Raw genomic sequence first — 24,587 nt, forward strand, 5'->3', positions numbered from 1 at the left:
CCCGCGATCTTGCACTTGCTGTGGCGACACAAGGGGCGTCTACTCCCATATCGGCAACCGAAACTGCAAGATCGGCGCGGCGAGGGGCGCGGTGTGGGGGCGCGGCGAGGGGCGCGGTGTGGGGGCGCGGTGTGGGGGCGCGGTGTGGGGGCGCGGTGTGGGGGCGCGGTGTGGGGGCGCGGTGTGGGGGCGCGGTGTGGGGGCGCGGCGGGGGGTGCGGTGTGGGGGTGCGGTGTGGGGGCGCGGTGTGGGTGGGGGGCTGCGGGCGTGCGGCTCGGCACTCGCACGCTTGTACTAACGTGCTGTTAGGGTGGGCTGCATGGAGGTCGTTTACCAGCCGTCGATGCTCGATCTGACCGACGCGGACCCGGCCCTGGGGCCGCTGCCCGGCGCGATCCGGCGGCACGATCTCACCCGGGGCGCCTGGGTCGACCACCTCCCCGGCTGGGTACGCGGCTCCGACGCGGTCCTCGACACTCTGCTCGCCGAGGTGCCCTGGCGCGCGGAGCGCCGGACCATGTACGACAGCGAGGTCGACGTGCCCCGCCTGCTCTGCTGGTACGACGGCGAACGGCAACTGCCGCACCCCGTGCTCACGGCCGCCCGCACCGCCCTGACCCGGCACTACGCACCCGAGCTGGGCGAACCTTTCGTCACCGCCGGCATGTGCCTCTACCGCTCCGGCCGCGACAGCGTCGCCTGGCACGGCGACACCATCGGCCGCTCCGCGCACACGGACACGATCGTCGCGATCGTCTCGTTCGGTTCACCCCGACCGCTGCTGCTACGCCCGCGCGGCGGCGGCGACAGCCTGCGCTTCCCCGTGGGACACGGCGATCTGATCGTCATGGGCGGCTCCTGCCAGCGCACCTGGGAACACGCCATCCCCAAGACCACCCGCCCAGTAGGCCCCAGGGTGAGCGTCCAGTTCCGCCCAATCAACGTCGCCTAACCCGGTCCCTCCCCCACCCCACCCGGCCCCACCCCACCCCACCCCACCCATCCCCCTCCCCGCTCCGCCCCGGTGATCAAGAGGTTTGCGTCACGACACGCCGGGAGCGATGACGCAAACCTCTTGATCACCAAGGAGGCAGCGGGGCCGGAGGGCAGAGGGGCCGGGGGGTGGGGGTGGGGGTGGGGGTGGGGGTGGGGGTGGGGGGCGCGGGGTTAGTCGCGTTCGATTAGGTGGCCTACTACCGTTGGGCCGAGCATCACGGCGAAGCCGCTGCCGTCGCGGCGGGGGTCCGCCGCCGGCAGTTCGACCGGCTCGCCGGTGGCGGTCGCGCCGACCGGGCGCGGCCCCACCCAGGCCACGGCGACGTCCGTCTCACCCTTGAGGAACCGGTGGGCACGCACGCCGCCGGTCGCCCGGCCCTTCGCCGGGTACGCCTGGAACGGCGTGACCTTGACCGTCGCTCCGGTGGAGGTGACCACCATCGGCTCGCCGTGACCCGGATCGTCGGTGCGTACCGCGCCGAAGAAGACCACCCGCGCCCCGGCCGGCAGGCTGATGCCGGCCATGCCACCGCCCTTGAGGCCCTGCGGGCGCACCACTGAAGCCGCGAAGCGCAGCAACGACGCCTCCGAGGTCACGAACGTCAGCGTCTCGGTGTTGTCGGTCAGCCAGGTCGCCCCGACCACCTCGTCACCGTCCCGCAGGCCGATCACCTCGAACTCGTCGGACCGCACCGGCCACTCCGGGGCGCAGATCTTGACCACGCCCTGCCGGGTGCCCAGCGCCAGCCCGGCTGAGGCGTCGGCGGCGCCGGCGAGCGGGGCCAGACCGACGACGGTCTCCCCCGCCTCCAGCGGCACCAACTCGGCCGCGGACATGCCGCCGCGCAGCGACACCGTGCCGGCCTGCTCGGGCAGCACCGGTAGCGGCAGTACGTCGATCTTGAAGGCGCGACCCGCGCTGGTGACCAGCAGCACCCGGCCACGGGCCGTGGAGTGCACGATCGCGCGTACCGTGTCGTGCTTGACCCGGCCGTTGCGCCGACGCCCCTCGGCGCTCTCCTCCGACTCGGCCGCGGTCCGGGCGACCAGCCCGGTCGCCGAGAGGATCACCTGGCACGGGTCGTCCGCGACCTCCAGCGGGCCGGCCGGCGCGGACGCCGCCAGCACCTCCTTCAGGTCACCGTCGACAAGGGTCGTACGCCGTTCGGTACTGAACTGCTTGACCACGGCCGCCAGCTCGTCGGAGACCAGCTTTTTGAGCACCCGCTCATCGTCGAGGATCGTGGACAGCTCGGCGATCTCGGAGCGCAGCCGGTCCTGCTCGGCCTCCAGCTCAATCCGGTCGAATTTCGTGAGGCGGCGCAGCGGCGTGTCCAGGATGTAGGTGGCCTGGATGTCGGAGAGGCCGAACTGGCTCATCAGAGCGTCCTTGGCCGCCTGCGCGTCGTCGCTGCCACGGATCAGACGGACCACCCGGTCGATGTCGAGCAGCGCGATCAGCAGACCGTCGACCAGGTGCAGGCGCTCTTCGCGCTTACGGCGGCGGTAGGAGCTGCGCCGGGTGACCACCTCGTACCGGTGGGCGAGGAAGACCTCCAAAAGCGCCTTCAACCCGAGGGTACGGGGCTGACCGTCGACCAGCACGAGGTTGTTGACGCCGAACGACTGCTCCAACGGGGTCAACCGGTACAGGTCGGCGAGGAGCGCCTGCGGGTTGACCCCCACCTTGCACTCGACCACGAGGCGGGTGCCGCTCTCGCGGTCGGTGAGGTCCTTGACGTCCGCGATGCCGGTCAGCCGCTTGGTCTTGGTGACCTCGTTGGTGATCGCCGCGATGACCTTCTCCGCGCCGACGCCGTAGGGCAGCTCGACCACGGTGATGGCCTGGCGGCCCCGGCTGCCCTCGATCGGGCCGATCTCCACCTTGCCGCGCATCCGCACCACGCCGCGCCCGGTCTCGTACGCCCGGCGCACCTCGTCGAGGCCGAGCAGCACGCCACCGGTGGGCAGGTCGGGGCCGGGGACGAACTCCATGAGCTTGTCCAGGGTGGCGTCCGGGTGGTTGATCAGCCAACGGGCCGCGGAGACCACCTCGGCGAGGTTGTGCGGGATCATGTTGGTGGCCATCCCGACCGCGATCCCGGACGCGCCGTTGACCAGCAGGTTCGGAAAGGCCGCCGGCAGCACGGTCGGCTGCGTCAACGACCCGTCGTAGTTGGGCTCGACGTCGACCGTGTCCTCGCCCAGCTCACCGACGAGCAGCATGGCCTCGCGGGACATCCGGGCTTCGGTGTAGCGGCTGGCGGCCGGGCCGTCGTCCGGAGATCCAAAATTTCCATGTCCGTCGATGAGCGGCACGTTGAGCGAGAAGTCCTGCGCCAGGCGGACCATGGCGTCGTAGATCGCCGTGTCGCCGTGCGGATGATACTTTCCCATCGCATCCCCGACAATTCGGGCGGACTTCACGTGCCCTCGGTCGGGGCGGTAGCCCTGCTCGTACATCGACCAGAGGATCCGCCGGTGCACCGGCTTGAGGCCGTCGCGGGCGTCCGGCAGGGCACGGGAGTGGATGACCGAGAAGGCGTACTCCAGGTAGGAGTCGGAGACCTCGGTGACCAGCGGATTGTCGAAGACCCGCGCGCCGGCCTGGTCGAACGAGGAGAGGTCGACCTTGTTGTCCTTGCGGCGTGCCATGACTCAGCTCTCCACTCGAATGAAACGTCGGCTCATGCGTCGATCGCCTCCCGGTCGACCCGGTCGGCGGAGTCGATCAGCCAGTTGCGGCGCGGCTCGACCTTCTCGCCCATCAGCAGTTCGAGGATGCGCTCGGCGGCGTCCACGTCGTCGAGGGTGATCCGGCGGACCGCGCGGGTGGCCGGGTTCATCGTGGTCTCCCACAGCTCGTCGGCGTCCATCTCACCGAGGCCCTTGAAGCGCGGGATGGGCGTGACGATCTGCTTGCCGGCCTTTTCCAGCTTGCGGACCGTCGCCTCCATCTCGGCCTGGGTGTAGGTGTAGACGGTCTGCGGGTTCCGCCCCTTGGTGGTGATCTTGTGCAGGGGCGGCATCGCGGCGTAGAGCCGGCCGGCCTCGATCAACGGCCGCATGTAGCGGGCGAAGAGGGTGATCAGCAGCGTACGGATGTGCGCGCCGTCCACGTCGGCGTCGGCCATGATCAGTACGCGGCCGTAGCGCAGCGCGGACAGGTCGAACGTCCGCCCCGAACCCGCACCGAGCACCTGCACGATCGCCGCGCACTCGGCATTGTCCAGCACCTGCTGCAGGTTGGCCTTCTGCACGTTGAGGATCTTGCCCCGGATCGGCAGCAACGCCTGGTATTCCGACGAACGGGCCATCCGGCTCGTGCCGAGGGCGCTGTCACCCTCCACGATGAACAGCTCGCTACGGTCGATGCCCGTGGCGCGGCAGTCGACCAGTTTCGGCGGCATGGACGCGCCCTCCAGGGCGGTCTTGCGCCGGGCGGCGTCCTTCTGCTGCTTCTGGGTGAGCCGCACCCGCGCCGCGTCGACGATCTTCTGCAGGACGACGCGCGCCTCGGCCTTGGTGCGCCGGTCCTCCAGCCAGGCCTTGACGTGCGCGTCGACGAGGCTCTGGATGACCTTGGTGATGCCGGTGGTCGACAGCTCGTCCTTGGTCTGCGAGGTGAACTGCGGCTCGGGAAGCCGCACGTGCACCACGGCGGTCATCCCCTCCAGGACGTCGTCCAGGGTGGGCGGCTCCTCCTTGGCCTTGAGCAGGCCGCGGGTGTTGCGGACGGCGTCGGCGAGGGTGCGCACCAGGGCCCGCTCGAAGCCCTTGCGGTGGGTGCCGCCGTGGGCGTTGCGGATGGTGTTGGTGAAGCACTCGACGGTGCGCTCGTAGCCGGTGCCCCAGCGGAACGCCACCTCGACCTCGGCGCGGCGCTGCACGTTGGACTGCATGACGCCGTTGGCGTCGGCGGCGTTCTCCCGGTACGTCCCCTCGCCGTTGACCAGCAGGATGCCGGAGACCGGCCGGTCGCCGGCCGGCGCGAGGAACTCGACCATGTCGCTGAGCCCGTTGGGGTAGTGGAACCGCTCCTCGACGGGCGCCTCACCGGTCAGGTCGCGCAGCAGGTACGTCACGCCGGGGACCAGGAACGCCGTGTTGCGCAGCTTCATCCGGACCGCGTCGACGTCCAGCGCCGCGCCGGTCTCGAAGTAGCGCGCGTCGTGCCACCAGCGGATGGAGGTGCCGGTGCGCTGGCCGCGCTTCATCGCCCCGGTCACCTGGAGCCCCGGTCCGGCGGTGAAGGGCGCGTCCGGCCCGGCGCCGTCGAAGATCCCGGGTACGCCGTGCCGGAACGACATGGCGTGGATCTTGCCGGCGCGGCGGACGGTCACGTCGAACCGACGGGACAGCGCGTTGACCGCCGAGGCGCCAACGCCGTGCAGGCCGCCGGAGGTCTTGTAGCCGGAGCCGCCGAACTTGCCGCCCGCGTGTAGGCGGGTCAGCACCAACTCGACGCCGGAGATGCCGGATTTGGCGTGCACGTCGGTGGGGATGCCCCGGCCGTCGTCGTCGACCTGGACCGAGCCGTCGGGGTGCAGGATCACCTCGACGTGGCTGGCGTGGCCGGCGACGCCCTCGTCAGTGGAGTTGTCGAGGATCTCGTTGACGAGGTGACCCACGCCACGGCTGTCGGTGGAACCGATGTACATGCCGGGCCGCTTACGAACGGCGTCCAGCCCCTCAAGGTGGGTGAGGTCATCGGCCCCGTACAGGGTGTCAGGCTCTGCGGTCAACTGGTCGTACTCCCCGGTCTCGGCGGTGTGGTGCGGCGTCCCAACTGTCGGTCGGCCGGCGCGCGCCGCAGCGAGCCTAGCCCGAGACTGAGACAACTCCCGGAGCACCTACGCGACCCGCCGTGCTCGACCCGACGAACGTGAGCCACCGAACAGCCGCACAGTGAGCAGGGGACCACGCAGAGATACCCACCTCGGTACGATTCCTCACTTGCGGGGACGACGGACGCGGGGAGGCGGCCGGGGTGGACGACACGACACGCGACGCCCTGCGGCGCTCGGTCGGTACGCGTGCCCGGCGTTGGCTGCTCGCGGGCACCCTCCTGGCGGGGCTGCTCACCGCCGTGGCGCTCGTCGCGACCGCGGCGCCCGCCGATCGGACGTTCGTCGACCTGTCGGGTGCGGTCCAGAGTCTGCTGTCGGTGGCGACGCCACTGTTCGGCATCCTGCTCGCGCACGATCCGCGCCGGGAGTCCGCCGGTGTTGTCCCGACGGCGCTCGGAGTGCTGCTGCCGGCCGTCGTGATCGGGGTGGCCGGTGTGGTGATCTGCGCCGCGACGCTGGCGCTGAGCCCGGCCGACGGGGCGGCTGACCCGTGGCGGCACGCCGGCACGGTCGCGGTGGGCAGCGTGCTGGTGCAGGTGGTCGCCGGCCTGGTCGGCACCGGGCTCGGTCTGCTGCTGGGCTCGCGGGTGGTCGCGTTCCTCGCCACGATCGTCCTCCCGCTGGGCCTGTTCGGGCTGTTGGAGGCCGTCGACGCGCTGCGTCCGGCGCTGCCGTGGCTCACCCCGTTCGGCAGCGTCCGCAACCTGCTCTCCGGGGAGATGAGCGTGTTGCGGTGGGCGCAGTGGCTGTGCGTACTCCTGATCTGGGGTGTTGGTCTGAACGCGCTCGGCGCGGCCGTGCGCGGCCGGCGTCACCCCTGACGTAGTCGACGGTCCGGCGTTCATCCCCCGTCCAGAGTGGGCGCCCACCGCTGCGCCGACATCCACGTGTCGATCGTCGAAAGATTCTGTTACGGGCCATTGACGCCCGTTGCACGGGGGTGATCTGATCGCGCTCTCAGAGAATCTTTCATCTTTCGATGGATGGGAGCCCCATGCCCAGGTTCCGCCGCACCGCGCTCGCCGCGGCACTCACGATCGTCACGGCCGCGCTGTCGACCGCCGTCGCGCTGCCCGCCCCCGCGACCGCCGCGCTGCCCACCGCAGCCGTGGCGCTCGGCGACAGCTTCATCAGCGGGGAGGGCGCCGGCGCGTACACGCCGGTGGTCGACGCCAACGGGGTCACCCAGGGCTTCCCCGGCTGGTCCGCCCCGAACAACAACGCGTACTTCTGCCACCGGTCGGCCAACGCCTCGCTGAACCAGGCGAACCTGCCGGGCATCCAGAACCGGTTCAACCTGGCCTGCTCCGGCGGCCAGCCGCACGACATCGCGACCGCCTCCCAGGCCCGGACCAACGGCCGTACGGTGGCCGCGCAGCTCGACCAGCTCCGTGCCGTCGCGCAGACCCAGGACATCGACCTGGTGCTGATCGGCCTCGGTTCCAACAACAGCTCGTTCACCTTCGGCAGCGTCGCGGAGACGTGCGCCAACCGGTTCATCGCCGACGCCTGGACCGGCTGGTGGGAGTTCTGGGCGTACCTGAACGGGCCGGTCGAGCAGAAGCCGTGCAGCGACGCCGACCTGGCCACCGCCGCGCAGCTCAGCGCCGCGACCGCGGAGACCACCGCCGCCGTACGCCAGATCCTCACCACCCTCGACCAGGTGGACGCGGACGGACAGCACCGGGTGGTGTTCCAGGACTACACCAACCCGCTGCCGCAGGAGCTGAACGCGGCGTTCCACGAGGAGGACGGCCGCGACGACACCCGGGACAAGTTCCGTGACCTCGGCGCCGAGCGGTACGCGGCCGGCTGCCCGATCCACCGGGCCAGCCTCGCCCCCGGGCACCGCTTCTCGCAGGGACTCGGCGGCATCGTGAAGTCCACTCGGGACACCCTGGCCGCCGAGTTCCCCAACGACGACCTGGTCTATCTGAACGTGCAGCGGGCCTTCGACGGCGCGCGGCTGTGCGAGTCGACGTCCAGCCCGGCCGGCGCGCTGGCCACCCCGATCCGGTTGCAGGACGGCGCCACGGGCACCTTCGTGACGAGCCTCGCCGGTAAGGACAAGATCGCCATCCAGCGGATCGCCAACACCTGCGTCAGCTACTTCCAGACGTGCCAGGAGTCGTGGCACCCCAACGCCACCGGGCACCAGGTGCTCGGCCAGTGCCTCGCCGGCGCGGCCGTCACCGCCGCCCGCGCGGTGTCGTGTGTCCGTGCGAGCAACGGGGCGATCTCGGTCTCCTGACCGGTCTCGCCACCGGAGGCCCCGTCATCCGACGGGGCCTCCGTCGTGTCGACTCAGTCCTCCTGCTCGACCGGCGTCCGTTCGCCGTCGCGCTCCACCTCGATCGGCGCGTGGTCCTTGCGCGGCGCGACCTCGGCGGTGGTGCGGTGCGGATCGTTGTCCGGGTGCATGAGCACCGCGTCGGTCTTGGGGGTCTTCTCGCGGACCTCGTCCGGCTGCGACATGCCGTTCCCCTCTCCGTCGGCGTCCGCCTGACCTACCCACCGCCGCGCCGACGACTCCTCGGCGAAGACGGTTCGGCCCCCGAAGCCCGAATGTCCCCGTCGCGGGGATCGACCGGCGGACGACGGGGTTAGCCGTCCGGGCGACGGGTAAGCCGCCTCGCCCGACACGGCGGAAGGGGATCACACATGTCCGAACGACACACCGCACTGCGCTCGATGCACGATCTGGGTCTGGCGGCCTGGTTCGGCGGCTCCCTCATGGGTGCCTTCGGCGTCAACGGCGCGGCAGCGAAGATCAACGACTCGACCCAGCGGCTCCCGGTCGCCTCGGCCGGATGGTCCAAGTGGACACCGGTCAACGCGGCCGCGATCGGCGCGCACCTCGCCGGCGCGGTCGGCGAACTTGTCACCGAGAGCCCGCGGGTGGCGGCCCAGCGTGGAGTTGGCCGCGCCAGCGCCATCAAGACGGCGCTGACGATCGGCGCGCTGGCCGTCACCGGCTACAGCCGGTTGGTCGGTATGCGGTTGGAGAAGGCGGGCGGACCGCCGGTGAGCGGCGCCACCGAGCCCAACCACCAGACACCGGCCAGCGTCGCCTCCTCGCAGCGGCAGATGAAGCTGCTCCAGTGGGCGATCCCGGCGCTGACCGGATCGCTGGTCGTGGTCACCGCGTACATGGGTGAGCAGCAGAAGCCCGGTCAGGTGCTGCGGGGCCTGATGAGCCGTGCCGGCGGGATGCGCAGCGCCCCGATGGGCCTGGCCAAGATCGGCATGAGCGTCGGCGGCAAGCGCCAGATGGCGATGGCCGGACGCTGAGCGTCGGGCCGGCCGGGGCCCCGCCGGACCGTCGACGGCGGGACGCCGGCCGGCCCTGCGCCGCGCGGCACTTCGGGGTGGGCACGGGTCGCACCGGCGCCGGCCCACCCCGCGCCCACGCCCGGTGGACAGGACCGGGAGGGGCAACCCGTCCGTCGACAGCGGCGGACCGACCGAAGAGGTGGCCATGACGGCACACGAGGGACGCGGCGGTGACCGGCTCGAACCGGAGGCGACCAACCCGTGGGGAACCAGCGACGGCCTCGACGCCGACGCGCCCTGGGGCGCGGGCGACGACGCCCCGATGGACGAGGGCAGCGAGGAGACGGCGGTGCCCGAGGGGCGGCGCGGTGAACGGCGGGCGGGCTTGCCGGACGGGCAGAGCGGCCCGGCCGGACGGCACGGCTTCGGCTCGGTCGAGCCCACCCGCACCACGATGGCGGGGCCGGGCGCGCCGCCCGATCCCGCGCCCAGCGGACGGACGTTCCCCGACGAGGCGGAGGTCACCGACCGGTCCCAGGACGCGCTGCGCAGCCGGGGTCGCCGCTCCTGAGCAGCGGCCCCGTCAGGTGCGCCGGACGTGGGCACCCGCGAAGGCCGTCGGTCAGCCGCGCGACGCCGCGACGGCCGGACCGTCGGGCGTCCGACGCGGCCCCACGGGCACCGGTGTGTCGCCGAGCATCGTCTCGGCGAGCAGCTGCGCCAGCCGCGTCGCGTCCCGCTGGGCCTGCCCGGCGCAGCAGTTGTTGAACAGCACGTGCAGGTCGTCGACGTCCCCGGCCAACCCGGCCAGCCGTTCCGCCCAGGCGCGTAGCTCCTGCTCGGCGTACGCGTAGCGGAACTTGTCCTGCTTGTCGCCGTCGCGCCACGCGTCACTGTGGCCGTGGAAACGGACGATCGCCGGCTCCGCCGTCCGCACCAGGATCGGCGGCACCGACGAGGGGTGCCCCTGCGGCATGTCGACGCAGACCAGTGAGAGGTCGTGCGCGCGCAGCAGATCCAGGGTCGCGGTCGTGGCCGCGCCGTCGAACCAGGACCCGTGCCGCAGCTCCACCGCCACCCGCCACGGCCGGCAGCGCTGCGCCAGCTCCACGATGCGCCGCTCGGCGGCGGCGCTTCGGGCCAGCCAGGGCGGAAACTGCAGGAGCACAGTGCCCAACTTGCCGGCGGCCGCGATCGGGGCCAGCGCCGCCCGGAAGCGGGACCACAGCTCCTCGTACGCCTGCTCGGGCAGGTCGCGGCGACGGACCCGGCCGGGGCCGGCGGTCGGCCGCAGGTCGCGTGGCAGCGCGGCGACCGGCGTGGGATGCCCGGTGAAGAGGCTGAACGCCTTGACGTCGAAGGTGAAGTCGTCGGGCGTGGCGTCGACCCAGCCCTGTGTCGTCTCCGGGACCGGGACGGCGTAGTAGGAGGTGTCCACCTCGACGAGCGGGAACCGGCCCGCGTAGAAGGCCAGCCGGCCGGCCGGCGTGTTGGCCGAGCGGGGATACCAGCCGGAGCGCAGCAGCGACTGGTCCGCCCAGGACGACGTGCCCACCTTGATGACACCCATGTCATTCAGTGGACAGTCCCGCACCGCGATCGGCAACCGCTGACGCCCGATGCCCTCGTCGTGTCCGACCTGGAAGTGTCGGTGCCCGGTCCTAGGCTGCGGCTGACGGACTTCGAGGAGAGGGCGACACCATGACCAGCACCGCGCAGCTCACCGGGGAACGGGCCGACCTGTTGCAGACGCTGCGCCGGCACCGGGGCTTCCTCCTGCAGACCGTCGACGGTCTGACCGACGAGCAGGCCGCCACCCGCAGCACCGTGAGCGAGCTCTGCCCCGGCGGGCTGATCAAGCACGTCGCGACCACCGAGGAGCGGTGGATGCTGTTCGCCGTGGGTGGCGCCGAGGAGATGCAGCGGGCCGAGATCGACTGGGTCGGCCAGTTCCAGATGTCGCCGGGCGAGACCCTGGCCGGGCTGGTCGAGCGGTTCCAGGCGGTGGCCGCGCACACCGACGAGCTGATCGCCACCCTCGACCTGGACGCGGCGCACCCGCTGCCGCAGGCGCCCTGGTTCGAGCCGGGCGCGAGTTGGACGGTGCGTCGGGTCCTGCTGCACCTGATCGCCGAGACGTCCCAGCACGCCGGGCACGCCGACATCCTGCGGGAGGCGATCGACGGGGCGAAGACCATGGGCTGACCCGCGATCCGGCGGTCACCGGCCCGCGTGCACGTCGTGTTCCTCGTCCCCCCGCGCGAGCGGATGTGACATCGCCCGCCAGAGCGGCGCTGAGGGACACGAGATGAACGCGGACCGGATCGACGGGAAGACCGCCGAGCAGCTGCTCGGCGGTCTTCCCGTCGACGAGTCCGCCGGCACGCATCCGGTCGGGCTGCTGCTGACGGCGGCCCGCGCCGCTGCCCGGCCCGGCGAGCTGGCCGGTCTGGGCAGCGCTGTGCGGGGCTTCCGCCAGGCCCAGGCACACCGCCACCGGTCTCCCCCGGCCCAGCGGGACGCGCCCGTGCAGGAGCAGGGCTCGACGGCTGCCGATCTCAGGACCGGAACGGGGACGTCGGGGGCCTGACCGGCTGGGTGGAGCGCTCGCCGGCGTACGCGTCGGTGCGGCCCCAGCGCCCGGGAACGCCGAGCAGGTCGACACGGCCGAACCCCGCGGGCAGAGCGGGCCTGACCAACAGGTCCTCACCGGTGGGTCGCAGACCCAGCAGGGTGCCGAGCAACATCAGCAGGCCTCCCGAGGACCACGACTTCGGGCGTCCGGCCGACGGCAACTGGACCGGATACTTCGTCAAGCTCCGTTCGTAGCCGGCGATCAGCTCGGGTACCGCCCCGCCGAGCGTCTGGGCCAGGTCGAAGATGCCCTTCGCGATCCGGGCCGCGTGCGCGTCGAACCGGTAGTGCCGCAGCCCGGCGGCGATCAGGGCGTTGTCCGACGGCCACACCGCCCCCAGGTGCGACCCCACCGGGTTGTACGGGCGCTGACCGGCGGCGTACGTCCGCACGCCCCAGCCGTTGAAGAGCTGGGGCCCCAGGAGGTGCTCGGCGACCGCCTCGGCCCGATCGTCCGCGACGATCCCGCTCCACAGCAGGTGCCCGATGTTTGACGACAGGGCGTCGACCGGTTCGCCGTACGGGTCCAGCGCCAGCGCGTAGTACTCCCGGTGGGGCAGCCAGAAGTCCCGGTTGAACCGCTCCTTCAGCGCCGTGGCCTCCCGGTCGAGACGGTCGGCGTACTCCGGGTCGCCCCAGAACTCGCGGGCCAGCCGGGCGCCGCGCCGCTTCGCGTCGTACGCGTAACCCTGCAACTCACAGGTGGCGCGGGGGAACTCGGGCAGCCGTCCCTGCGCGTCGATGATCGCGTCCGAGGAGTCCTTCCAGGACTGGTTGACCGCGCCGACACGCTCATTGCGGCGCTGGTAGCGCACGTAGCCGTCGCCGGTCATGTCGCCGTACTCGTCGATCCAGTCCAGCGCCATCCGGGCCGGCTGGCGCAGCTCGCGGACGAGCTGGGCGTCACCGGACCAGCGCTCGTACTCGTCGAGCAGCACCACGAACAACGGGGTGATGTCCGCGGCGGCGTAGTACACCGCGCTCGGTCGCTCACCGAAGACGCTCGACTCGCCGTAACGGAGCTCAGAGACGATCTTGCCGGGCTCCTCCTCGCGTTCGTCGTCGAGGTGCCCGCCCTGCAGCAGGGCCAGCATCCGCAGCGTGGCCGGCGTCAACTCCGGGGTGAAGGCCAGCGTCTCCAGGCAGGTGATGATGCTGTCCCGCCCCAGGAAGGCCATCGACCACGGGAGGCCGGCGACCGGCACACGCTCGGCGGTCGACAGTGGCCGGTACCGCAGCGCGGCCAGGTCGGCGAGGCTCCCCCGGTACATCTCCTCCAGGCCCCCGCGCTCGGCCACCAACCGCGGCGCACGGTCCAGCCAGGCCGCCAGGTCCTCCCGCATCCCGGTGCGGACGGCCCGCTGGTGCGCATGGAGGCTGGCGCGCATGTCCTGGCCGCCCTCCCCGACGACGGTCAGGACGACGTGCAGGTCGGTCTCCCAGCGCCCGTGCGGGGGGATGCGGATCCGGAACGTCATCCCGCCCTCGTCGACGTCGACCGCGGCGGTGCTGCTGACCGTCGTCTCCCGGACGAACCGCTGCCGCTCGTAGCGCAGGGTGAGCCGTTGGCGCGCGGAGTCGACGTCGACCCGTACGTCCCGCCGCCGCAGGTTCCCGATCTCGGTGATGTCGGCGAAGTCGCTGCCCATCTCCATCCGTACGGTCAGCTCGGCGGGCTGCGGCGAGTGGTTCAGCACGGTGATCTTCTCGTGGAAGCAATCGTGGACCGAGCGGTGCCGGATGATCGACAGGTCGGCGTCGACGTAGTGGCTCGCGGCGCCGGGCACCAGGAAGAACCGGGTCTCGAAGTACGTCATGTCGTCCCGGGAGAGGGCGTTGATCCGCTCGCCGTCGACGGTCAGCACCCAGTGCGAGAGGAAGCGCGTGTCGAACGCGAAGAGCCCGACGGGCGCCTGTGGATCCACCTCGACGTCACCCTGGGCGTCGCTGATGGCGAACACGTTGCCGGCGAGGACGTGCACGAGCTCCTGCCTCATGGTTGGCCGCCCGGCCCGCCGGTCGCCGCCCGCCCGGCCGGCGCGCTCCGCCGGGCCAACGCGGCCCGCCCCAGCTCGCGCGGGTGCCGGGCGCCCCTCGGCCCCGGCAGGACACGCCGCAGCACCAGCAGCAGCCGCATGTCGCCCCGCAGGGTCAGCTCGTTGCGCAGCAGCGCCGTGCCCGGGGGCAGGTCACCGTTGACCAACTCGTCGAAGACCGCCCGGGGCGCGCGGACGACCAGGTCCGCGTCGTCGGCCGAGCGGCTGACCCGGATGTGCTGGTCCGCCACGGTCAGGTACCAGTGCTCGGTGTACCCGTCGTCGCGCAGGTCCAGCCGGAGCGTCCCGGCCATCGTCTCGGGCAGGTCGAAAGGCCGGCCCGTCTCCAGGTGCTCCAGGTAGCTCGTCGCCGTCGTGCCCATCACATCCCCTCCCGCATCCCCGCAGAGTCCCTCGCGCCAGGGTGATCGGGAGTCACCCGAATCGGGTGAACCCGCGAGCTCCGCGCCCCCGCGATCTTGCACTTTCGGTGGTGACATATCGGTCGAGAGAACGCGAATCGACAGCAGAAACTGCAAGATCGCGAGGGGACTCGGGGGCGGGGAGGGTTGGGTTTGTTTGGCACGGGGGGTGGTGGGCAGGCACCGACGCCAGGACGGTGACGGCAAGGGGGGGTCGACATGCGGGCGCTGCGGCTGCGGGAGTGGAAGTCGACACCGGAGCTGGTCGAGGTTCCCGAGCCGACGCCAGGTCCAGGTCAGGTGGTGGTACGGATCGGAGGCGCGGGCGCCTGCCACTCGGATCTGCACCTGATGGACGAGTTCGAGCCGGGCGCGATGCCGTGGAATCCGCCGTTCACCCTCGGGCATGAGAACGCGGGCTGGGTACACACACTCGGCGACGGGGTCTCCGGGTTGACGGTGGGGCAGCCCGTGGCGGTGTTCGGCTCGTGGGGGTGCGGCACCTGCGCCCGGTGCCGCCTCGGCATCGACCCGTACTGCGAGAACCCGGCCGGCGCGCCGGTGCCGAGCGGAGGTGGCGGGCTGGGCCTGGACGGCGGGATGGCCGAGTACCAGTTGGTCCCGGACGCGCGGCATCTCGTGCCGCTGCCGAACGGGCTCGACCCGGTGCACGCCGCCCCGCTGACCGACGCGGGTCTCACCCCGTACCACGCCATCCGGCGGTCGTGGCCGAACCTGCCGCCGGGCAGCACCGCCGTTGTGATCGGCGTCGGCGGGCTGGGACACGTCGGCGTGCAGATCCTCAAGGCGACCACGGCCGCGCGGGTGATCGCCGTGGACACCCGCGCCGAGGCGCTCGACCTGGCGCGGGAGTACGGCGCCGACCGCACGGTCACCCCGGGCCCCGAGGCCACCGAGGAGATCCGGCGGGCCACCGGTGGGCGGGGCGCCGACGTGGTGCTGGACTTCGTCGGCAGCGACGCCACCCTGACGCTCGGCGCGGCGGTGGCCCGCACCGTGGGTGATCTCACGATCGTGGGCATCGGTGGGGGCACGCTGGGAGTCTCGTTCTTCTCCGTGCCGTACGAGGTGAGCATCGCGACGACGTACTGGGGGAGCCGGCCCGAACTGGTGGAGGTGCTGGACCTCGGCGCGCGGGGCCTGGTCCGGCCGAAGATCACCACGTTCGCGTTGGAGGACGCGCTTGACGCGTACCGGCAGATGCGCGACGGGACGCTCGAAGGCCGGGCGGTGATCGTGCCGTGAGCCCGGCGGACGCCGGGCGTCAGCCGCGCTCGAGCAGGCCCCGGACGTAGGCGGCCTGGCCGGCATGCTGCGCGTCGTCGTCGGCGATGCTGACCAGCCGCACGCCGAGGCTGACCGGCGGGTCCCACGACTCGTCGACGATGCGGTCCAGGTCCGCCGGGCGCAAGCCGGCGAGAAACGATCGGGTACGCGCCGAGACCGCGCCGTAGTAGTCGACGAGCGCCTGCGCGCTCTCCGGCCGTACCCCTGCGACCTGGGCGGGCGTGTGACCGTAGCCGGTGTCGTGCGGGTCGGCGACGAGCCCGAAGCGCCCCGCCCAGTCGCCACCGGTCCAGATCTGCTCGGCGTCGAGCAGGTCGGCGACGTGGTGGTCCTGGACGCGGGTCAGGTGCCAGACGAGCCAGCCGATCGAGTTGGCCCCCTCGGCGGGCGCCCAGCGCAGCTGCTCCGGCGTGAGGCCGTCGACCGCCGCGCGGACGAGGTCGGGCAGCCGGTCGTACGTCTCGGTCAGCAGGTCACTCACGTCCACGGGTACGCCTCCTGGTGGGTCTTGGATCACCGTACCGCCGGCCACCGACGGCCGAACCTCGGCCGCTACCGTGATCACGTGGTCGCCGCGCTGGAGCTGTATCTGGACCCGGACGCCACGCGGCGGATCCGGGTGCTGTGGGACGCCCTGGAGGCCGAGGGTGTGCAGAGCATGCGCTCGCTGCTCCAGCAGCGCCACCGCCCGCACGTGTCCCTCGCGGTGGCGCCCCGTTTCGACCCGGAGCGGGTGGCCGAGGCGCTGAGCGGAACGGTCGTGGCGGCTCCGCTGCGCCTCGACTTCCAGCACGCCGGGCAGTTCGTCGGTCGGGTGCTGTGGCTCGGTCCGACGCCGACGGCGGAACTGCTGGCGCATCACCGGCTGGTGCACGGCCGGCTCGCCGCCGCCGGTATCGAACTGGTCGAGCACTACCAGCCGGGGCGCTGGGTGCCGCACTGCACGCTGTCCATGCGGGTGCCGAACACGCTGATGGCCGCCGCGGTGCGCCGCTGTCTGGAGGTGCTGCCGCTGACAGCGACAGTGGTCGGCGCGGCGCTCACCGACCACGCCCGTGGTATCGCCCACCCGCTGCGCTGAGCAGGCCCGACCGCGGGGCAAGTTGTCCGGTTTGGCGGGCCTGAGTCGGGAAACCGAAAACAGGGGGTGCGGACGCGGCCCGACGTGGGATGGTTCGACGTGGATGCCGTACCGGTGGCGACCCGCGTGCGCGGGTCGCCCGGCCGGGCGCGCGGGGCACACCGCGTCGCCCGCGACGGCTTCGACGACGAGAGGCAGGGCCCATGCAGGCTCAGCGCAGGCCACCGCGGAGCGAGCGGAGCCAGACCAAGCACGACCGCACCGGCGGTGGCCTGACCGGTGCCGCCACCCCGCTGACCATCTGGGCCGCCGCCGTGCTGCTCGGTCGCATCGGCGCCGGCGACGACGACCTCGAGGACGAGCGGCACATCCTGCGCGGCATCGAGTGAGCGTCGTTCACAGCCAGCCGCGGCGCTTGAAGACCAGGTAGAGGGTGCCGCAGACCAGCACCATGAGCAGGAGCGCGAACAGGTAGCCGAAGCGCCAGTTCAACTCGGGCATGTGCACGAAGTTCATCCCGTACACCGTGCCGATCAGGGTGGGGGCGAACAGGATCGCGGCCCACGAGGAGACCTTCTTCAACTCCTCGTTCTGCGCGTAGCTGGCGGCCGTGAGGCTGCGCATCTCCTCGTTCTGCTGCTGCGAGACCAGCGTGGCGTTGACGGTGAGGATGTTCTGCAGCAGGTGCCGGAACCCGTCCACCCGCTCCACCACCTGGGTGAGGTGGTCGATGACGTCACGCAGGTAGCGGCGCAGCTCCTCGTCGGTGCCGTAGCTGCCGGCGCCGGCCGCCAGGGAGTCGAGCATGCCCAGCAGTGGGCGGGCGGCCCGCTGGAACTCGATGACCTCCCGGCTGAGCCCGTAGATGCGCCGGCTGGCGTTCGGGTCACCACCGAACACCTGGGTCTCGATCTCGTCGATGTCGTTCTCCAACCCGGCGACCACCGGCGCGTACCCGTCGACGACCTGGTCCAGGATCGCGTACAGCACCGCCTCGGGACCCCGGGCGAGCATCGGCGCGTCGGCCTCCATGCGACGTCGTACCGCGGCCAGGTCGGGCGCCTCTCCGTGCCGGACCGTGACCACGAAACCGGGCCCGATGAACAGGTGCAGCTCGGAGAACTCCACCTCCTCCCGCAGGTCGTCGTAGCGGGCGGCGCGCAGCACCACGAAGAGGGTGTGCCCGTACCGTTCCAGCTTGGGCCGCTGGTGCGCGTTGATCGCGTCCTCAACCGCCAGGTCGTGCAGACGGAACTCGCGCGCCAACGAGGAGATCTGGTCGATGTCGGGGCGGTACAACCCGATCCAGGCCATCGCGTGGTCCTGCGTCTGCAGGCAGGCGTACGTCTCGGCGAGACCGGCCGGTGAGGCGAACCGGTGTCCGCGGATGTAGACCGCGCTGTCCACCAGACGGCCGGTGGACGGGCTCCCCGGCTGTGCGGGCGGGACGGCCCCGACCCGGGCCTCGTGCTCGTCGAGCTGACGGCCGAAGCCGTCGCCCCGGCGGAAGCGGCGGCCACCAACCACGAGCCCGCTCCCCTCCCGGCGCTGCCCGGCCCGGGGTTCGGGACGGGGGCGCTGCTTCCCCGGTGCTTACGACCCGAAACCCGGGGCCCCGGGCCGGTGCACGCGACGGACGGTTTCCGCACACCGCCGGACGGATGGCGACCACACGGCGGATACTCGCGGTGACCATGGGCGGGACGGGGGTGACGCCGGTGGAGGTGAACAGGCGTGCCGGCCGGCGGACCGACCGGGTACGGCGCTGGCTGCTCGCCGACGAGTCGCAGCAGCCGGTGCCGCAGGGCCCCGGCGGGCGCCCACCCGAGCAGCGCCACCACCCGTGGTGGAAGGTGATGTGCCTGACCGGCGTCGACTACTTCTCGACGCTGGGCTACCAGCCGGGGATCGCGGCGCTGGCGGCGGGGGCGCTCTCGCCGGTGGCGACCCTGGTGCTGGTGCTGGTGACGCTGCTGGGCGCGCTGCCCGTCTACCGGCGGGTGGCGGTGGAGAGCCCGCACGGCGAGGGTTCGATCGCGATGCTCGTACGCCTGCTCAGCTACTGGCCGGGCAAGCTGTTCGTGCTGGTGCTGCTGGGCTTCGCGGCCACCGACTTCATCATCACCATCACCCTGTCCGCGGCCGACGCGACCGCCCACCTCGACGAGAACCCGTTCCTGCCCAGCGGCCTCAAGGGTCACGAGGTGGTCATCACGCTGCTGCTGGTGGCGCTGCTCGGCGCGGTGTTCCTCAAGGGGTTCGGCGAGGCCATCGGGATCGCCGTCGTCCTGGTCGCGGTCTACCTGACGCTGAATGCGGTGGTGATCGCCGACGCGCTGTGGCGGGTGGTGAGCCACCCGAGCGCGGTCGGGGACTGGACGAACGCCCTGACCACCGGACACGGGGATCCCCTGCTGGTGGTCGGGCTGTCCCTGCTCGTGTTCCCGAAGCTGGCGCTGGGTCTGTCCGGTTTCGAGACCGGGGTGGCGGTGATGCCGCACATCCGAGGGGACCGCCAAGACTCGGAGGACCGGCCGTTGGGCCGCATCCGGGGCGCGCGGCGGCTGCTCACCACGGCCGCCGCGACGATGAGCGTCTTCCTGATCACCAGCAGCGTGACCACCACCGTGCTGATCCCGCCCGAGGCCTTCCGGCCGGGCGGGGCCGCCAACGGCCGGGCACTGGCCTACCTGGCCCACCAGCATCTCGGCGGGGTGTTCGGCACCGTCTACGACCTCTCCACCATCGCGATCCTCTGGTTCGCGGGGGCGTCCGCGATGGCCGGGCTGCTGAACCTCGTACCCCGGTATCTGCCCCGCTACGGCATGGCGCCGACGTGGGCTCGCGCGGTCCGGCCGCTGGTCCTGGTGTTCACCGGCGTGGCGTTCCTCATCACGATCATTTTCTCCGCCAGCGTCGACGCGCAGGGCGGCGCGTACGCCACCGGGGTTCTGGTGTTGATCACCTCGGCGGCGACGGCCGTGACGCTCGCGGCGCGGCGGCGGCGTCAGCGCGGTCGCGCGGTCGCGTTCGGGGTCATCACGGTGGCGTTCGTCTACACCACCGTGGCGAACGTGGCAGAGCGGCCCGACGGCGTGAAGATCGCCGCCTGCTTCATCGGCGCGATGATCCTGGTGTCGGCGCTGTCGCGGGTGTCGCGGGCGTTCGAGCTGCGGGTCGACCGCGTCCAGCTCGACGAGCTGGCGAGCGCGATGATCGACGAGCGCTCCGGACGTCGCATCCGCCTGGTCGCGCACGAGCCGGAGCGCCGCGACCTCGCGGAGTACCGCGACAAGCTGGCCCAGACCATGGCGGACAACGACTTCCCCGACGACAGCGACGTGATCTTCGTCGAGGTCCGGGTCACCGATCCGTCGGACTTCGAGACGGGGTTGCTGGTACGCGGCAGCGTGGCGCACGACCGTTTCCCGGTGCTCAGCCTGGCCAGCTCCTCGGTGCCCAACGCGCTGGCCGCGCTGCTGTTGGAGATCCGCGACCGCAGCACGCGCCGCCCCCACATCTACTTCGAGTGGACCGAGGGCGGCCCGGCCCGCAACGTGCTGCGTTACCTGGCGTTCGGGCAGGGCGAGATCGTCTCGGTCACCCGGGAGATCCTGCGCCGCCAGGAGCCGGACCGGACGCGCCGGCCCCACGTGCACGCCGGCTGACCGGCTCGCCGAGCGCGGGTCGCGGCCGGTGAGGGTGGTCATATCGGCTGGACGACCGACCGGTGGCTGCTGCTAGCCTCGGCGCAGGTCATGAGTGCCAGCGCGAAGCCCCGGCTCGCTGGCCGGCAACCCTCCTCCGCGGTGGGGTGCCCCGGGTGAAGACCAGGCACCGGCGGGACGTCGGTGCAAGCGTGGCCTGGCACCCAGGTCAGCACCAAGACCCGGGAGACCGCATGCACATCCTCAGCCCCACGCCACCGGCCGTCCGGCGTACGCCGGCCCTGACCCGGCGCCGCCACGTGGACCTGATGCGAATGCGCAGCGCGGCGTGTACCGCCGCCTAAAGCGCTGACCCCTCCCCACCCCGCCCCACCCTTCTTCGCGTCGATCATGAAGTTGTTGCCCGCCTGACCGGCGTGTCGCGGCAATAACTTCATGATCGACGGGATCGACGCATCCCTTTGGAGTTAGTTATGCGTATTTCTTCTCGTTTTGTTGCTGTTGGGGTTTCTTTGTTGACCGTTGGTTTGCTGGGTGCTTGCTCGGGTGGAGGTGACTCTTCGGAAAGTGGCGGCGGGAACCCGTACGGTCTGGCGCAGCCGGGTGTGCTGCGGGCCGGCACGCTGACCGACGCCCCGCCCAACGTGTACCTCAAGGACGGCAAGTTCACCGGCTTCGACAACGACCTGCTGACCGCCGTGGCCGGCAAGCTCGGCCTGAAGGTGGAGTTCGTCGGCACCGACTTCTCCGCGCTGCTCTCCCAGGTCAACAACCACAAGTTCGACGTCGGAAGCTCCTCGATCACCATCACGGAGGCGCGCAAGAAGACCGTCGACTTCGGCAACGGGTACGACTTCGGCTACTTCGGGCTGGACGTGCCGGCCGGCTCGCCGATCAAGGGATTCGACCAGCTCACCGGCGAGCGTGTCGTGGTGGTGCAGGGCACCGTCCAGGACGACTACGCCACCGGCAAGCAGCTCGACCCGGTCCGCGTGCCGGACTACAACGGCGCGATCAACCAGCTCAAGGCGGGCACGGCCGACGCCTGGATCGCACCGGCCGAGATCGGCGAGAAGTCCGCCGCCGACAGCAACGGCAAGATCACCGTGGCGGCCAAGCAGCTCAGCCCGGCGCCGACCGCGTACGCCGTCGCCAAGGGCAGCGACAAGCTGCGCGAGGCGCTGAACAAGGCCCTCGACGAGGTCATCGCCGACGGCACCTGGAGCCGGTTGCAGGCGCAGTACTACCCGGGCCGGCCGATCCCGGCGGACTTCAAGCCGGGCAGCGGCAAGGCGACAGCCCCGTCCGCGTCCGGGTCGGCGCAACCGTCGGCGTCCGCGTCGGCCGCCTCCTGAGCGGCCGGCGGTGACGAGCGAGCAGGGCGGCAGGAGAGGCGAACGATGGATCCGTTGAGCACCCTCTGGGAAACGTTCTTCGACGTCGACGCGATGCGCGAGGCGTTGCCCGAGATGCTGACCGTCGGGCTGCCCAACACGCTGATCCTGGCGGTCTCCGCCGCCCTGCTCGGCACGGTGCTGGGTCTGCTGCTGGCCGTGGCCGGCATCTCCCGCAGTCGGTGGCTACGCTGGCCGGCGCGCGTCTACACGGACGTGTTCCGAGGGCTGCCGGCCGCGGCGACGATCCTGCTGATCGGCGTCGGGTTGGCGCCGCTGGGCATGCGGGTCTGGGGACCGGAACCGTACCCGCTGGGCATCCTCGCGCTGTCGCTGATCGCCGCCGCGTACATCGGGGAGATCTTCCGCTCCGGCATCCAGTCGGTGGAGGCCGCCCAACTGGAGGGCGCCCGGGCGCTCGGCTTCTCCTGGGCCGACGCGATGCGGCTGGTGATCATCCCGCAGGGCATCCGGCGGGTGCTGCCCGCCTGGGTCAACCAGCTCATCGCGCTGATCAAGGACTCCAGTCTGGTGTACTTCCTCGGCCTGGTGGCCAGCCAGCGCGAGCTGTTCCGGATCGGGCAGGACTACGCGGCCACCACCGGGAACGAATCCGCGCTGCTGCTGGCGGGCCTGTTCTACCTGGCGTTGACCGTCCCGCTGACCCACCTCGTCAACTGGATCGACCGGCGGCTGCGCCACGGCCGCCCGGCCACCGCGCCGGACGACGAGGACGACGACACGGCGCTGCCCGCCACGACGCAGGGAGACCGGCGATGACCACGACCTCGGTGAGCGTGCAGGCGCGCGACGTCCACCTGGCCTTCGGGCCGAACCGCGTGCTGCGCGGCGTCGACCTGACCGTGCCCCGCGGCGCGACGGCCTGCGTGATCGGACCGTCCGGTTCGGGCAAGTCCACCCTGCTGCGTACGCTCAACCGCCTCATCGAACCCGACCGCGGCGACGTGCTGCTGGACGGACGCAGCGTGCTGCGGGACGACCCGGACGCGCTACGCCAGCGGGTCGGCATGGTGTTCCAGCAGTTCAACCTCTTTCCGCACCTGAGCGTGCTGCGCAACGTCACGCTGGCGCTGCGCCGACTGCGCAAGCTCGGCCAGGACGAGGCGGTCCAGGTCGCCCGCGCGCAGTTGGAGCTGGTGGGGCTCGCCGGCAAGGCCGACGCCCGGCCCGCGCAGCTCTCCGGCGGTCAGCAGCAGCGGGTGGCGATCGCCCGGGCGCTGGCGCTGCGACCCGAGGTGATGCTCTTCGACGAGGCCACCTCGGCGCTCGACCCGGAGCTGGTCAAGGGGGTCCTCGGGGTGATGGCCGACCTGTCCGCCGCCGGAATGACCATGGTGGTGGTCACCCACGAGATGGGCTTCGCCCGGCAGGTCGCCGACACCGTGGCCTTCATGGACCGGGGCGTGGTGCTGGAGGCCGGCCCGCCGGAGCGGATCTTCGAGGGGGCCGAGCATCCCCGGCTGCGAAGCTTCCTCGCCCAGGTGCTCTGAGGAGACCGCTCAGCCAGCCTGGTGGCGCAGGTGCGCGGCGAACGCCTGCAGGTCGCCGAGCAGTTCCAGGATGGCGTTGCGGTAGGCCACCGACGCCCACAGGTGCAGCTCCTCGTCGTCCAGCCCGCCGAACGCGAGCGACAACGCCTTGCGGCGACGCCGGTCGAGCACCTTGTGCGGGCGCGCGAGCAGGTCACCCTCGCGCCGCAACGCCTGGAGGTAGGCGGCCACCGCCTCCTGGTAGTGCCGCCCGGCGACCCGTTCCAGCAGGGTGAACTCGAAGACGTTCAACGCCGCCTCGGAATCCCAGTACGCGCTGTCGCGCACCGGCGCGCTCGCCACGTGCCGGCCCATGGCGTGCCGGGCCTCGTAGAGCAGCAGCACACCCCGGCCGGTGGTGCTCAGCGGCCGGCGCGGCGTCGGCAGCCGCAGCGTCCGCACCGGCGCGGCGGCTGTCAGGTCCACCGCACCGGCGTACGTCGGCAGGCGCTGCGTCGTCGACGCCGGCTCGGGCAGCAGGCAGGCCAGCTCCTGGTAGGGCACCGGGCCGCCGGAGGGCAGGGCGCGTACGGTCGCCTCGTGCAGCTCGCCGAGCGGCCGGTCGTCCGGGGGACGCCCCGGCGGCAGCGTGAGCACGAGGCCGTTGGCGCCGGGCACCGGCACGCCCAGCACGCAGGAGTTACGCAGGAACGCCCAGGTCGCCGCCGCTTCGCGGATGCCACTCGCCACGGCCTGCGCGTCCGCCCGCCAGTCCTGGGCGATCCGTAGCCGCCGCGCCAGGTCGGCGGTGGCCGCGCCGTCGTGCGGATACAGCTCCCGAACGGCCCGGGGCAGCGACCCGGGGCGCAGCGCCAACGGGTCACCGGTGGGCGCGGGCACGGCGTGCCTCGGGCAGTCGGCGTCGGAGTGCGGGTCACCGTCGACCGCGTGGCAGTCGCCCAGCCAGCTCGCCCCGGGTGGTCCTGGCGGGCGGGCGAACGCCAGGTGGGGCAACCGTCCGGTACGCAGGACCGTCTCGTACTGCGGCCGGGCGCGACCGGCCCGCAGCCCGTCCAGCGGCAGCACGGGGGCGAGGGTCACCACGGCGGCGAGGACGACGCAGTGCGGGCAGGCGTCGCGGACGCGGTAGCGCCGGAGGTGGTCCACGCCGGGCTGTTCCCACTGGACGCCGACGACGGCACCCTCCTGCGCCATCAGGTAGAGAAACTGGGTGGCGACACGCTCGCGGGTGACCGAGGCCAGCTCGTCGAGGAACTGCCGCTCGGTGACCACCCGCGGCTCGGCCGCGCTCGCCCCGCTGGTCATGGACACCCCCACCCGGACCGAACGCATCGACGATCGCCGAATGGCTTTCACCGTACCCGCCGACGAGCGGCTCGAATGCCCCGTACCCGGCCGAGCCCATGTCACCAAT

At 72.0% G+C, this 24,587-nt stretch carries 23 protein-coding genes and 1 riboswitch; of the genes, 14 read left to right on the plus strand and 9 right to left on the minus strand.

Annotation, left to right across the window (positions count from 1 at the left end; translation table 11 throughout):
- The first annotated feature begins 319 nt into the window (after positions 1-319).
- A complete protein-coding gene (locus ACIBTX_RS08005) occupies positions 320-952 on the plus strand; it encodes an alpha-ketoglutarate-dependent dioxygenase AlkB (protein ID WP_357120136.1) in 633 nt (210 codons plus the stop codon).
- A gap of 215 nt (positions 953-1,167) precedes the next feature.
- Here ACIBTX_RS08005 and ACIBTX_RS08010 read toward each other — a convergent pair whose 3' ends face one another.
- Both ACIBTX_RS08010 and ACIBTX_RS08015 read right to left on the minus strand, forming a co-directional pair.
- Positions 1,168-3,651, minus strand: coding sequence for a DNA topoisomerase IV subunit A (locus ACIBTX_RS08010; protein WP_357171541.1), 2,484 nt, complete (start codon positions 3,649-3,651; stop codon positions 1,168-1,170).
- Positions 3,652-3,683: 32 nt separating this feature from the next.
- Positions 3,684-5,741, minus strand: a complete 2,058-nt coding sequence (locus ACIBTX_RS08015) for a type IIA DNA topoisomerase subunit B (RefSeq protein WP_396832222.1) — start codon at positions 5,739-5,741, stop codon at positions 3,684-3,686.
- Positions 5,742-5,986: 245 nt separating this feature from the next.
- Between ACIBTX_RS08015 and ACIBTX_RS08020 the strand changes: the two genes are divergently transcribed.
- Together ACIBTX_RS08020 and ACIBTX_RS08025 are read left to right on the plus strand one after the other, a co-directional pair.
- Positions 5,987-6,667: a hypothetical protein gene (locus ACIBTX_RS08020; RefSeq protein WP_396832223.1), complete on the plus strand. Its 681-nt coding sequence runs from the start codon at positions 5,987-5,989 to the stop codon at positions 6,665-6,667.
- Positions 6,668-6,840: 173 nt separating this feature from the next.
- Positions 6,841-8,097, plus strand: a complete 1,257-nt coding sequence (locus ACIBTX_RS08025) for a hypothetical protein (protein WP_396832224.1) — start codon at positions 6,841-6,843, stop codon at positions 8,095-8,097.
- Between the two features lie 53 nt (positions 8,098-8,150).
- Here ACIBTX_RS08025 and ACIBTX_RS08030 read toward each other — a convergent pair whose 3' ends face one another.
- On the minus strand, positions 8,151-8,321 hold the full coding sequence (locus ACIBTX_RS08030) for a hypothetical protein (RefSeq protein ID WP_355050353.1): 171 nt from the start codon (positions 8,319-8,321) through the stop codon (positions 8,151-8,153).
- A 186-nt stretch (positions 8,322-8,507) separates the two neighbouring features.
- Here ACIBTX_RS08030 and ACIBTX_RS08035 point away from each other — a divergent pair, with 186 nt between their 5' ends.
- Entirely contained in the window at positions 8,508-9,137 is a 630-nt protein-coding gene (locus ACIBTX_RS08035) for a hypothetical protein (protein ID WP_357120151.1), read from the plus strand.
- Positions 9,138-9,324: 187 nt separating this feature from the next.
- Positions 9,325-9,690: a hypothetical protein gene (locus ACIBTX_RS08040; protein WP_357120154.1), complete on the plus strand. Its 366-nt coding sequence runs from the start codon at positions 9,325-9,327 to the stop codon at positions 9,688-9,690.
- A 51-nt stretch (positions 9,691-9,741) separates the two neighbouring features.
- On the opposite strand, the gene ACIBTX_RS08045 is transcribed toward ACIBTX_RS08040, so the two are convergent.
- On the minus strand, positions 9,742-10,689 hold the full coding sequence (locus ACIBTX_RS08045) for a DUF72 domain-containing protein (RefSeq protein ID WP_396832225.1): 948 nt from the start codon (positions 10,687-10,689) through the stop codon (positions 9,742-9,744).
- A 131-nt stretch (positions 10,690-10,820) separates the two neighbouring features.
- Here ACIBTX_RS08045 and ACIBTX_RS08050 point away from each other — a divergent pair, with 131 nt between their 5' ends.
- Complete coding sequence (locus ACIBTX_RS08050; protein ID WP_396832226.1) at positions 10,821-11,324, plus strand: DinB family protein; 504 nt, start codon at positions 10,821-10,823, stop codon at positions 11,322-11,324.
- A 103-nt stretch (positions 11,325-11,427) separates the two neighbouring features.
- Positions 11,428-11,709, plus strand: a complete 282-nt coding sequence (locus ACIBTX_RS08055) for a hypothetical protein (RefSeq protein WP_396832227.1) — start codon at positions 11,428-11,430, stop codon at positions 11,707-11,709.
- Here ACIBTX_RS08055 and ACIBTX_RS08060 read toward each other — a convergent pair.
- Together ACIBTX_RS08060 and ACIBTX_RS08065 are read right to left on the minus strand one after the other, a co-directional pair.
- Complete coding sequence (locus ACIBTX_RS08060) at positions 11,678-13,750, minus strand: glycogen debranching N-terminal domain-containing protein (protein ID WP_396832228.1); 2,073 nt, start codon at positions 13,748-13,750, stop codon at positions 11,678-11,680. The genes ACIBTX_RS08055 and ACIBTX_RS08060 overlap by 32 nt on opposite strands.
- Positions 13,747-14,172: an SCP2 sterol-binding domain-containing protein gene (locus ACIBTX_RS08065; RefSeq protein ID WP_357171538.1), complete on the minus strand. Its 426-nt coding sequence runs from the start codon at positions 14,170-14,172 to the stop codon at positions 13,747-13,749. Before ACIBTX_RS08065 ends, ACIBTX_RS08060 begins: the two co-directional genes overlap by 4 nt.
- 258 nt (positions 14,173-14,430) lie before the next feature.
- Here ACIBTX_RS08065 and ACIBTX_RS08070 point away from each other — a divergent pair, with 258 nt between their 5' ends.
- The gene (locus tag ACIBTX_RS08070; RefSeq protein ID WP_357171537.1) at positions 14,431-15,477 is read left to right on the plus strand and encodes an NAD(P)-dependent alcohol dehydrogenase; all 1,047 of its coding nucleotides are present in this window, start codon (positions 14,431-14,433) and stop codon (positions 15,475-15,477) included.
- A gap of 19 nt (positions 15,478-15,496) precedes the next feature.
- On the opposite strand, the gene ACIBTX_RS08075 is transcribed toward ACIBTX_RS08070, so the two are convergent.
- The gene (locus ACIBTX_RS08075) at positions 15,497-16,006 is read right to left on the minus strand and encodes a DUF664 domain-containing protein (RefSeq protein WP_357120175.1); all 510 of its coding nucleotides are present in this window, start codon (positions 16,004-16,006) and stop codon (positions 15,497-15,499) included.
- A gap of 78 nt (positions 16,007-16,084) precedes the next feature.
- Here ACIBTX_RS08075 and ACIBTX_RS08080 point away from each other — a divergent pair, with 78 nt between their 5' ends.
- Positions 16,085-16,600, plus strand: a complete 516-nt coding sequence (locus tag ACIBTX_RS08080) for a 2'-5' RNA ligase family protein (protein ID WP_357171535.1) — start codon at positions 16,085-16,087, stop codon at positions 16,598-16,600.
- Between the two features lie 203 nt (positions 16,601-16,803).
- Positions 16,804-16,989, plus strand: a complete 186-nt coding sequence (locus ACIBTX_RS08085) for a hypothetical protein (RefSeq protein ID WP_357120179.1) — start codon at positions 16,804-16,806, stop codon at positions 16,987-16,989.
- Between the two features lie 7 nt (positions 16,990-16,996).
- On the opposite strand, the gene corA is transcribed toward ACIBTX_RS08085, so the two are convergent.
- Positions 16,997-18,127 (minus strand): magnesium/cobalt transporter CorA, encoded by a 1,131-nt coding sequence (gene corA, locus ACIBTX_RS08090; protein ID WP_357120182.1) that lies wholly within the window; start codon positions 18,125-18,127, stop codon positions 16,997-16,999.
- Between the two features lie 167 nt (positions 18,128-18,294).
- Here corA and ACIBTX_RS08095 point away from each other — a divergent pair, with 167 nt between their 5' ends.
- From ACIBTX_RS08095 to ACIBTX_RS08110, 4 genes are all read left to right on the plus strand, one after another.
- Positions 18,295-20,268 (plus strand): amino acid transporter, encoded by a 1,974-nt coding sequence (locus ACIBTX_RS08095; protein ID WP_396832278.1) that lies wholly within the window; start codon positions 18,295-18,297, stop codon positions 20,266-20,268.
- Between the two features lie 86 nt (positions 20,269-20,354).
- A riboswitch (SAM riboswitch) is annotated at positions 20,355-20,466 on the plus strand.
- Positions 20,467-20,873: 407 nt separating this feature from the next.
- Positions 20,874-21,623 carry an ABC transporter substrate-binding protein gene (locus ACIBTX_RS08100; RefSeq protein ID WP_357120188.1) on the plus strand — a complete coding sequence of 250 codons (750 nt, stop codon included), beginning with the start codon at positions 20,874-20,876 and terminating at the stop codon, positions 21,621-21,623.
- Between the two features lie 45 nt (positions 21,624-21,668).
- Positions 21,669-22,442 (plus strand): amino acid ABC transporter permease, encoded by a 774-nt coding sequence (locus tag ACIBTX_RS08105; protein ID WP_357120191.1) that lies wholly within the window; start codon positions 21,669-21,671, stop codon positions 22,440-22,442.
- Positions 22,439-23,173 (plus strand): amino acid ABC transporter ATP-binding protein, encoded by a 735-nt coding sequence (locus tag ACIBTX_RS08110; protein WP_357120194.1) that lies wholly within the window; start codon positions 22,439-22,441, stop codon positions 23,171-23,173. Before ACIBTX_RS08105 ends, ACIBTX_RS08110 begins: the two co-directional genes overlap by 4 nt.
- Before the next feature lie 9 nt (positions 23,174-23,182).
- On the opposite strand, the gene ACIBTX_RS08115 is transcribed toward ACIBTX_RS08110, so the two are convergent.
- Positions 23,183-24,478: a hypothetical protein gene (locus tag ACIBTX_RS08115; protein WP_396832229.1), complete on the minus strand. Its 1,296-nt coding sequence runs from the start codon at positions 24,476-24,478 to the stop codon at positions 23,183-23,185.
- Between the last annotated feature and the right edge of the window lie 109 nt (positions 24,479-24,587).

This window comes from Micromonospora sp. NPDC049359 (genome assembly GCF_044466585.1).
Classification (GTDB): Bacteria; Actinomycetota; Actinomycetes; order Mycobacteriales; family Micromonosporaceae; genus Micromonospora.

Excerpts from the sequence above, each read along its gene's own strand:
- ACIBTX_RS08005 (WP_357120136.1), top strand. The coding sequence starts at position 320 with ATGGAGGTCGTTTACCAGCCGTCGATGCTCGATCTGACCGACGCGGAC.
- ACIBTX_RS08010 (WP_357171541.1), bottom strand. The coding sequence starts at position 3,651 with ATGGCACGCCGCAAGGACAACAAGGTCGACCTCTCCTCGTTCGACCAG.
- ACIBTX_RS08025 (WP_396832224.1), top strand. The coding sequence starts at position 6,841 with ATGCCCAGGTTCCGCCGCACCGCGCTCGCCGCGGCACTCACGATCGTC.
- ACIBTX_RS08030 (WP_355050353.1), bottom strand. The coding sequence starts at position 8,321 with ATGTCGCAGCCGGACGAGGTCCGCGAGAAGACCCCCAAGACCGACGCG.
- ACIBTX_RS08035 (WP_357120151.1), top strand. The coding sequence starts at position 8,508 with ATGTCCGAACGACACACCGCACTGCGCTCGATGCACGATCTGGGTCTG.
- ACIBTX_RS08040 (WP_357120154.1), top strand. The coding sequence starts at position 9,325 with ATGACGGCACACGAGGGACGCGGCGGTGACCGGCTCGAACCGGAGGCG.
- ACIBTX_RS08045 (WP_396832225.1), bottom strand. The coding sequence starts at position 10,689 with ATGGGTGTCATCAAGGTGGGCACGTCGTCCTGGGCGGACCAGTCGCTG.
- ACIBTX_RS08050 (WP_396832226.1), top strand. The coding sequence starts at position 10,821 with ATGACCAGCACCGCGCAGCTCACCGGGGAACGGGCCGACCTGTTGCAG.
- ACIBTX_RS08055 (WP_396832227.1), top strand. The coding sequence starts at position 11,428 with ATGAACGCGGACCGGATCGACGGGAAGACCGCCGAGCAGCTGCTCGGC.
- ACIBTX_RS08060 (WP_396832228.1), bottom strand. The coding sequence starts at position 13,750 with ATGAGGCAGGAGCTCGTGCACGTCCTCGCCGGCAACGTGTTCGCCATC.
- ACIBTX_RS08065 (WP_357171538.1), bottom strand. The coding sequence starts at position 14,172 with ATGGGCACGACGGCGACGAGCTACCTGGAGCACCTGGAGACGGGCCGG.
- ACIBTX_RS08070 (WP_357171537.1), top strand. The coding sequence starts at position 14,431 with ATGCGGGCGCTGCGGCTGCGGGAGTGGAAGTCGACACCGGAGCTGGTC.
- ACIBTX_RS08085 (WP_357120179.1), top strand. The coding sequence starts at position 16,804 with ATGCAGGCTCAGCGCAGGCCACCGCGGAGCGAGCGGAGCCAGACCAAG.
- ACIBTX_RS08095 (WP_396832278.1), top strand. The coding sequence starts at position 18,295 with ATGGGCGGGACGGGGGTGACGCCGGTGGAGGTGAACAGGCGTGCCGGC.
- ACIBTX_RS08105 (WP_357120191.1), top strand. The coding sequence starts at position 21,669 with ATGGATCCGTTGAGCACCCTCTGGGAAACGTTCTTCGACGTCGACGCG.
- ACIBTX_RS08110 (WP_357120194.1), top strand. The coding sequence starts at position 22,439 with ATGACCACGACCTCGGTGAGCGTGCAGGCGCGCGACGTCCACCTGGCC.
- ACIBTX_RS08115 (WP_396832229.1), bottom strand. The coding sequence starts at position 24,478 with ATGACCAGCGGGGCGAGCGCGGCCGAGCCGCGGGTGGTCACCGAGCGG.